This is a genomic window from Clostridium sp. D53t1_180928_C8, from assembly GCF_015667795.1.
Classification (GTDB): domain Bacteria; phylum Bacillota; class Clostridia; order Clostridiales; family Clostridiaceae; genus Clostridium.
The window spans coordinates 1-6,693 of sequence record NZ_JADPEL010000087.1 but is presented as its reverse complement, the minus strand read 5'-3'; the positions used below and the strand labels follow the sequence as shown (position 1 = coordinate 6,693).

Here is a 6,693-nt window from a genome sequence, read left to right as displayed (position 1 = left end):
GGAATCGAACCGGTACGGTATCGCTACCGCAGGATTTTAAGTCCTGTGCGTCTGCCTGTTCCGCCACTTCAGCGTATTCATTTGTTGCCGTCACCTGACGACAAAATTAATTATATATGATGAACATAATACTGTCAACATTTTTTTATCTTTTTTTTATATTTTTTTATGTTCCCTACTAAAGCTAGTAAAATAGCCATCTCTATAGCCTGTCCTTTTTTAATTTTGTAATCAAAACATAAAAAAGGGCCATAAAAAAAGAGAATGATAATAAAAACATATCATCTCTCTCTTATATATAAAACTATATTATGTCTCAAATCTAAAAACTTTTTTTGGATCTTGCTTTAAATTCTTGATGTTTTTTGAAGTCTTGTTGTCTTTCTTCACTATCCTTTAAGAATCTAGACATTATATCCTCAAAATTTGCTGGAGCTGCTTTTTTCTTTTCAGCTGTCCATTCAATTTCAGCTGGTTTAACTGACTTTTTCTTAACATTAGCTTGCTTAATAGATAAGCTAATCTTACCATTATCATCTATTGATATAACTTTTACCTTAACCTTATCTTGTTCATTAAGATGCTGTCTTATATCTTTTACAAAAGAATCTGCAACTTCTGAAATATGAACTAATCCTGTCTTACCTTCTATTTCTACGAAAGCTCCGAAGTTCGTAATATTTACCACTGTACCCTCTAATATGTTTCCTGCCATTAAGGTCATTTTACAAAGAATCCTCCTTAAAATTAAATAATCTATGTTATTATTAATAATAACCACATTAATAGAAATTTAAACTTAAACCAATACTATTCTGAACTATCATCTGGAATAACTTGTTGCTCGCCATCCTTTATTAGCCCTAATCTCTCTCTTGCTAACTTTTCTAAATATTCATTATTACTCTGTGCTCTATCTAGTTCCGCTTGCAACTTAATATTTTTTTCCTTTAACTCTTGTAATTCTTGAGTTTGAATAGCAATATCGTTCTTTATCCTTCTTAGTACAGTTAATTGCTTTAACAAGCATATACTAAAAACTCCTATAATTAAAACAACAATAATTCCCTTAAGGTTTATGTTTTTTTTCATAAATATATAATACCCTTCTTTTATATCATTCTATAAATATATTGTAAACACTCTACATATTTAATTCAAGATATTTTTATACTAATTATTTTTTCCAGTAATATTATGAAATATAATTTTAAATGGATATGATATATTTTTGAAAATAATTCTAAACACTTTACCAATGGCATTAACTATATATAATTCAAATTTTATACATTTATTACTTATAAACTTCATATATAATGCTAAAGATATCAACATAAATATATAAACATATGGCCCTAAAAATGCAAAATTTGTATAAAGGAGAAATGCAAAAATAACCATAGCAGCTAATATCCAAAACAATGTGTCTTCTATTGCTATTACGGCTCTTGGAACTTTACTACCTCTAATTATTCTATATAAATCAAACATTAAGCCGGTTAATATACCTGCCAATAATGCATATAATATAATGCTAAATTGTACATTTGTATCTAATGGCATAATAACCTCCTATTTGAAAAGCCTTCCTAATATGCTTTCCTTTTCTTTTTTTATTTCTTTACCGCTATAAACAATATAATATATTTCTCCATTTATCATTACATCACCATTTTGCACATCTAATTTATTCATTTTTAGATTTAAACCCTTTATTGTTAGTGCTCCTAGTTTAGTATTAAGTAATATTTTTTCATCATCAAAACTAATAACTTCTTCTACACCTGTTAAAGTCATCTTCTTTCTATTTTCTAGTATAATATTACCTTTATTATCCTCAATTTTATTATCTATTTTTTTCTCCATTATCTATTCCTCCATACATTTCTTGATTAAATATATGAAGTATCTTTAAAAATTATTCTTGGTCTTCTACACCTTCTAATATTTCATACATTTCTTTAGCATTTTCTTTTCTTACATGCTCTGCTATATTTACAATTTTTGCCTTTAATTTTCTATTTGCAAATGTTATTTCAATTATATCTCCTTCTTTAACATCAGTAGATGGTTTAGCTACCTTATCATTAATAGCAACTCTTCCTCCCTCACAAGCCTCTTTTGCAACTGTTCTTCTTTTTATTATTCTTGAAACTTTTAAATATTTATCTAATCTCATTTATTTTTCTCCTTCATAATAAAACTTATTTTTTTATATTAAAAAACCCGAGATAACTCGGGCTTACATTTATAATTACTTATTAACTCTTTCTTTGAACTCTTTTCCTGCTTTGAATACTGGAACAGTTGAAGCTGGAATGTTTATAGTTTCTTTAGTTCTTGGGTTTCTTCCTTCTCTAGCTGCTCTTTCTCTAGTTTCAAAAGTACCAAATCCAACTAATTGAACTTTTTCTCCATTTTCTAAAGCTTCTTGAACTGAATCAATAAATGCTTTTAAAGCTGCTTCTGCATCTTTCTTTGTTAATTGGCTTTTTTCAGCCATGCTAGTAATTAATTCTGCTTTATTCACGATTTACATCCTCCTTAAATAAACAGTTAAAAATATTGTAGTTAACTATTTCTACTTATGTACTATAACTACATTACCTTATTATATATCCACTTTATTAAGTAGTCTATAGTAATATGGGTATTTTTCTATAAAAATATATTTATTACAACTTTTTCTTGTAGTATAGTCATTAATTTATTATTCTCTTTAAAATTATTCTGCATAAATTCTAAAAATCCTTCTATTCATTCAGAAAATTCACTTTTTTCTTTATTAATCGTACTTCTTAGAATCTTCCCAAAGATTATTCATCTCATCTAATGTAACACTCTTTAAATTTCTTCCTTGTTTCAATACATTATCTTCAATAAAGCTAAATCTTTTTATAAACTTTTTAGTAGATTTATTTAATGCTTCTTCTTCATCTATATTTAGTAATCTAGATACATTTACACAGGCAAATAATAAATCTCCAACTTCATTTATTATTTTTTCCCTATTATTGGTTTTATATACATCTAATACTTCATTTATTTCTTCTTCAATCTTTTTAACTGCCTCATCTACGCTTTCAAAGTCAAACCCTACTTTAGCAACTTTCTTTTGTACCTTATGTGCTTTTATCATTGCTGGTAATGTTTTTGCTATTCCATTTATTTCTTCAGTAAGAGTTTCATAACTTTTCTCTTTCTTTTTAAGTTCATCCCAATTTTCTAGTACTTCATTAGAGCTTTTAGATGTTTTGTTATCAAAAACATGTGGATGTCTATAAATCATCTTAGATGTTATTGCTTCTATTACATCTGATATATTAAAGTATCCATCTTCTTTTCCTATAACTGAATGGAATACAACTTGTAATAAAACATCTCCTAACTCTTCAATTAATCCATCTATGTTATCATCTTCTATAGCTTCAATAACCTCATAAGCCTCTTCTAAAAGTGAATTTTTTATACTTTCATGAGTTTGTTCTCTATCCCATGCACATCCCTCTTCACTTCTTAAAACTTCTATTGTGTTAATTAAATCATAGAAATCTTTTTTATTATTTACATCTTTAGGAATGTATACAGAAGTTAAATAATCTATATCTTCTTGCATATCTAGTTCATATACTGGAATCTTCCTTATAGATTCTTCTCCTTCTATTCCTGCAGCTCTAACATAATAAATTTCAGTATCATCATTATAATATTCTAATAATTCTAATTTAACTTCTGATGCTATTAATTGGTTATAAACTTGTGTTATTATAGTTCCAATTCTTTTATCTAAAATTTGATTCTTAATATCAAATGCATCTATTATCTTTAATCCTTCTATTGGATCTATTTGTAGTCTATCCATCATAGCATCAACAAAGCTAACTGCTGGTAATATCTTATATTCAATATTATTTTCATTACATAAATTAATTAAATTTAAAACTGATCTTTCTGCAACTAATGGATGACCAGGAACTGCATAAACTAACTCTCCAGTTATCTTATACTCCTCAATCATATTTTGAGCAATGTTAGAGTATACCTCATCAAAACTGCTTCCTTCTTCATAATAGTTATCACAAGTTTTAAAAGATGTTAATCTATTCTTTAAATAATCAACTGTAGGATGCTTTTCTGTTCTAAAATACAAATTTTCACTTTCTTGTAATGCTTCAACAGCTCCTATAGTTAGTGCATCTGGTGAACCTGGTCCTAATCCAACTATTTTTATCATATAGTACTCTCCTTATATCATTTTCTTGCTAATCTATTCTTTATTTCATCAACTTCAAATACTTTAAAGATTAAAATAGCTATCATATATATAATAATACCCATAAATATTGATAATAAGCAAGAAATACTATTACTATCTACTCTTTCCATAACAAAATTATAACTAAATAAAACTACAGTAATCATCGCAACCGAAGCATAACCTGGCTTTATAAAAGAGTCATATACACTTACTCTACACTTAGTTTTAGTTTTAAGTGCTATAAGATTTAATATAGTAACTACAACATAAGCAGCAACACTTGCTATTACAGCTCCAAAAACATTTATGCTTGGTATAGGAACTAACGTAGCTGTTAAAACAACTTTTACAATACATCCTATTACCAAATTAATGACTGGTCTTATATAGTGATTAGTTGCTTGTAGTATAGATGTAGTTGTTTGCGTTACTATTATAAATGGAATAGATATCGAAAGATATCTGAATATTTCTATCCCCTCATACTTATCAAAAAATACCAATTTCATTATTGGTCCAGCTAAACAGAACATTCCTAAAGTACATGGCAATGCTATTACAGCTGATAACTTCATTGCTATATTTATTTTACTTTGCATTTCTTCTTTTCTGTTTAATATATAATGCTCTGAAATTATTGGAATTAACGATGTGCATATTGCCATAGATAATGTTAATGGTATATTTACTAATACGGCAGCTTTACCAGTAAGTTGTCCATATAATGCTGTGGCATTAACAACACCTGATTCTATTAATTTTTGTGGAACTAAAATTGAGTCTATTAAATTCATTATACTTCCAACTGTAGCGCCTAACGAAATAGGAATTGCTATTTTCAATATTTGATTTAATACTTCTGTGTTTGTCTTTACTTTTTTAATTCCCATTTCTCTTCTTACATGTAAATATTTAAACCATAAATATAAACATGCTATCATAGCTCCACCCGCAGCTCCAAACGCAGCTCCACCAGCAGAGTACTCAATTCCCTTAGGTAAAAGTATATAAGCTAGTCCAACTCCTATTATTACCCTACCTATCTGCTCTAATATTTGTGATGTTCCTGATGGAGTCATGTTTTGTAGCCCTTGAAAAAATCCTCTAAATATACTTACAAACGAAACCATCATGGGTGCAAAAGATATACCTATCAAAGCATAATAGGATTTCATGTCCCACTTTAAAAAGTTAATTATAGGCTTTGCAAAAAGAAATAATATAATGGAAGTTCCAATTCCTAAAGTCATCATTAAATACGATGATTCTTTAACAACTTCGTAGCTTCCTTCTATATCTCCAACTGCATTTTTTTCTGAAATCATTTTCGAAACTGCAACTGGTACACCACTTGCCATAGCTACGAAAAACATATATAAGGGATAAGACAACTGATAATATCCTATTCCTTCATCACCTATTAGCATTATTAATGGCCACCTAAAGAAAAATCCTAGAACCTTTGCCACCATACCTGCCAACCCTAATACTAAGCTTCCTTTTATGAGAGATTGCTTTTTCATAAAATACCTCCAAACTCAAATTACTGACTACTACTAATTTTTATTTAAAGCTTAGAGGTATTATTACATATATTCTTCATTTATTTAACAAATATTGTAATATGTATTTAATTATTTATTGTTCCATTTGCTTTCCTAAGAAAGCTGCTGCAGTTTCTGCTAATTTTAATTGTAAATCACCAAATTTTTCTCCTGAATCCTTTGAAACTATAAGTACTGCTCCAATAGCATCGCCTTCAGTAATTATAGGTGCAATTACTTGGCTTGTATATTCACCTTGGTCCTCATCATTATGTAGAGGTATTGTTTTACTTTCTTCTATTATTATAGAGGATTTCCTTCCATCCATAATAGCCTCTAGTTCAGAACTTATTTTTCTTTCGAAATAATCTTTTTTTGTTGCTCCACTTACAGATATAAAAGCATCTTTATCAGCAATTAGAACAATATGTCCAATTGATTGTTGTAAACTTTCAGCATATTCCTTAGAAAAATCTGTTAATTCTCCGATAGGTGAATATTTCTTTAATATTACTCCACCTTCTCTATCTGTAAATATTTCTAATGGATCTCCTTCTCTAATTCTTAAAGTTCTTCTTATTTCTTTTGGTATAACTACTCTTCCTAAATCATCAATACGTCTAACTATTCCTGTTGCTTTCATTATTATGAGCTACCTCCTTAATTAAGTTTATATAATTAACTGCAGTATTATTATTTGAACTATTAGAAATTTTATACACATATGCCCAATATTTATCCTTTACTATTTATTGAGGAATTCTTTGAAGTCTATGGCAATAAATCAAAGAAAATTTAGAAATTTAAATAAAATCAGGACCACCCGTAAAACGGGTGGTTTGCTCTACGCCTATAAGGCTCTGTTACTGGCCGTGCTACTCGCACGTC

9 protein-coding genes are annotated in these 6,693 nt (G+C 28.4%); all 9 read right to left on the bottom strand.

Annotated features, from left to right (window positions below; genetic code table 11):
- Positions 1–322 precede the first annotated feature (322 nt).
- The 9 genes from I4V51_RS20185 to spoVT all read right to left on the bottom strand — a co-directional run bounded on the left by I4V51_RS20185 (position 323) and on the right by spoVT (position 6,448).
- The gene (locus I4V51_RS20185; protein WP_195990237.1) at positions 323–724 is read right to left on the bottom strand and encodes a S1 domain-containing RNA-binding protein; all 402 of its coding nucleotides are present in this window, start codon (positions 722–724) and stop codon (positions 323–325) included.
- Positions 725–810: 86 nt separating this feature from the next.
- Complete coding sequence (locus I4V51_RS20180; RefSeq protein WP_195990236.1) at positions 811–1,092, bottom strand: septum formation initiator family protein; 282 nt, start codon at positions 1,090–1,092, stop codon at positions 811–813.
- Positions 1,093–1,173: 81 nt separating this feature from the next.
- Positions 1,174–1,566, bottom strand: a complete 393-nt coding sequence (gene yabQ / locus I4V51_RS20175; RefSeq protein ID WP_195990235.1) for a spore cortex biosynthesis protein YabQ — start codon at positions 1,564–1,566, stop codon at positions 1,174–1,176.
- A 9-nt stretch (positions 1,567–1,575) separates the two neighbouring features.
- Positions 1,576–1,869, bottom strand: a complete 294-nt coding sequence (yabP, locus tag I4V51_RS20170; RefSeq protein ID WP_195990234.1) for a sporulation protein YabP — start codon at positions 1,867–1,869, stop codon at positions 1,576–1,578.
- 52 nt (positions 1,870–1,921) lie between these two features.
- Positions 1,922–2,182 (bottom strand): RNA-binding S4 domain-containing protein, encoded by a 261-nt coding sequence (locus I4V51_RS20165; protein WP_195990233.1) that lies wholly within the window; start codon positions 2,180–2,182, stop codon positions 1,922–1,924.
- A 75-nt stretch (positions 2,183–2,257) separates the two neighbouring features.
- Entirely contained in the window at positions 2,258–2,533 is a 276-nt protein-coding gene (locus tag I4V51_RS20160) for an HU family DNA-binding protein (RefSeq protein ID WP_133014601.1), read from the bottom strand.
- Positions 2,534–2,788: 255 nt separating this feature from the next.
- Positions 2,789–4,237: a nucleoside triphosphate pyrophosphohydrolase gene (mazG, locus tag I4V51_RS20155; RefSeq protein ID WP_195990232.1), complete on the bottom strand. Its 1,449-nt coding sequence runs from the start codon at positions 4,235–4,237 to the stop codon at positions 2,789–2,791.
- A gap of 17 nt (positions 4,238–4,254) precedes the next feature.
- The gene (locus tag I4V51_RS20150; protein WP_195990231.1) at positions 4,255–5,784 is read right to left on the bottom strand and encodes a polysaccharide biosynthesis protein; all 1,530 of its coding nucleotides are present in this window, start codon (positions 5,782–5,784) and stop codon (positions 4,255–4,257) included.
- A gap of 115 nt (positions 5,785–5,899) precedes the next feature.
- On the bottom strand, positions 5,900–6,448 hold the full coding sequence (gene spoVT, locus I4V51_RS20145) for a stage V sporulation protein T (RefSeq protein ID WP_195990230.1): 549 nt from the start codon (positions 6,446–6,448) through the stop codon (positions 5,900–5,902).
- Positions 6,449–6,693: the final 245 nt, after the last annotated feature.

Excerpts from the sequence above, each read along its gene's own strand:
- I4V51_RS20165 (WP_195990233.1), bottom strand. The coding sequence starts at position 2,182 with ATGAGATTAGATAAATATTTAAAAGTTTCAAGAATAATAAAAAGAAGA.
- I4V51_RS20150 (WP_195990231.1), bottom strand. The coding sequence starts at position 5,784 with ATGAAAAAGCAATCTCTCATAAAAGGAAGCTTAGTATTAGGGTTGGCA.
- yabQ (WP_195990235.1), bottom strand. The coding sequence starts at position 1,566 with ATGCCATTAGATACAAATGTACAATTTAGCATTATATTATATGCATTA.
- spoVT (WP_195990230.1), bottom strand. The coding sequence starts at position 6,448 with ATGAAAGCAACAGGAATAGTTAGACGTATTGATGATTTAGGAAGAGTA.
- I4V51_RS20180 (WP_195990236.1), bottom strand. The coding sequence starts at position 1,092 with ATGAAAAAAAACATAAACCTTAAGGGAATTATTGTTGTTTTAATTATA.
- mazG (WP_195990232.1), bottom strand. The coding sequence starts at position 4,237 with ATGATAAAAATAGTTGGATTAGGACCAGGTTCACCAGATGCACTAACT.
- yabP (WP_195990234.1), bottom strand. The coding sequence starts at position 1,869 with ATGGAGAAAAAAATAGATAATAAAATTGAGGATAATAAAGGTAATATT.
- I4V51_RS20185 (WP_195990237.1), bottom strand. The coding sequence starts at position 724 with ATGACCTTAATGGCAGGAAACATATTAGAGGGTACAGTGGTAAATATT.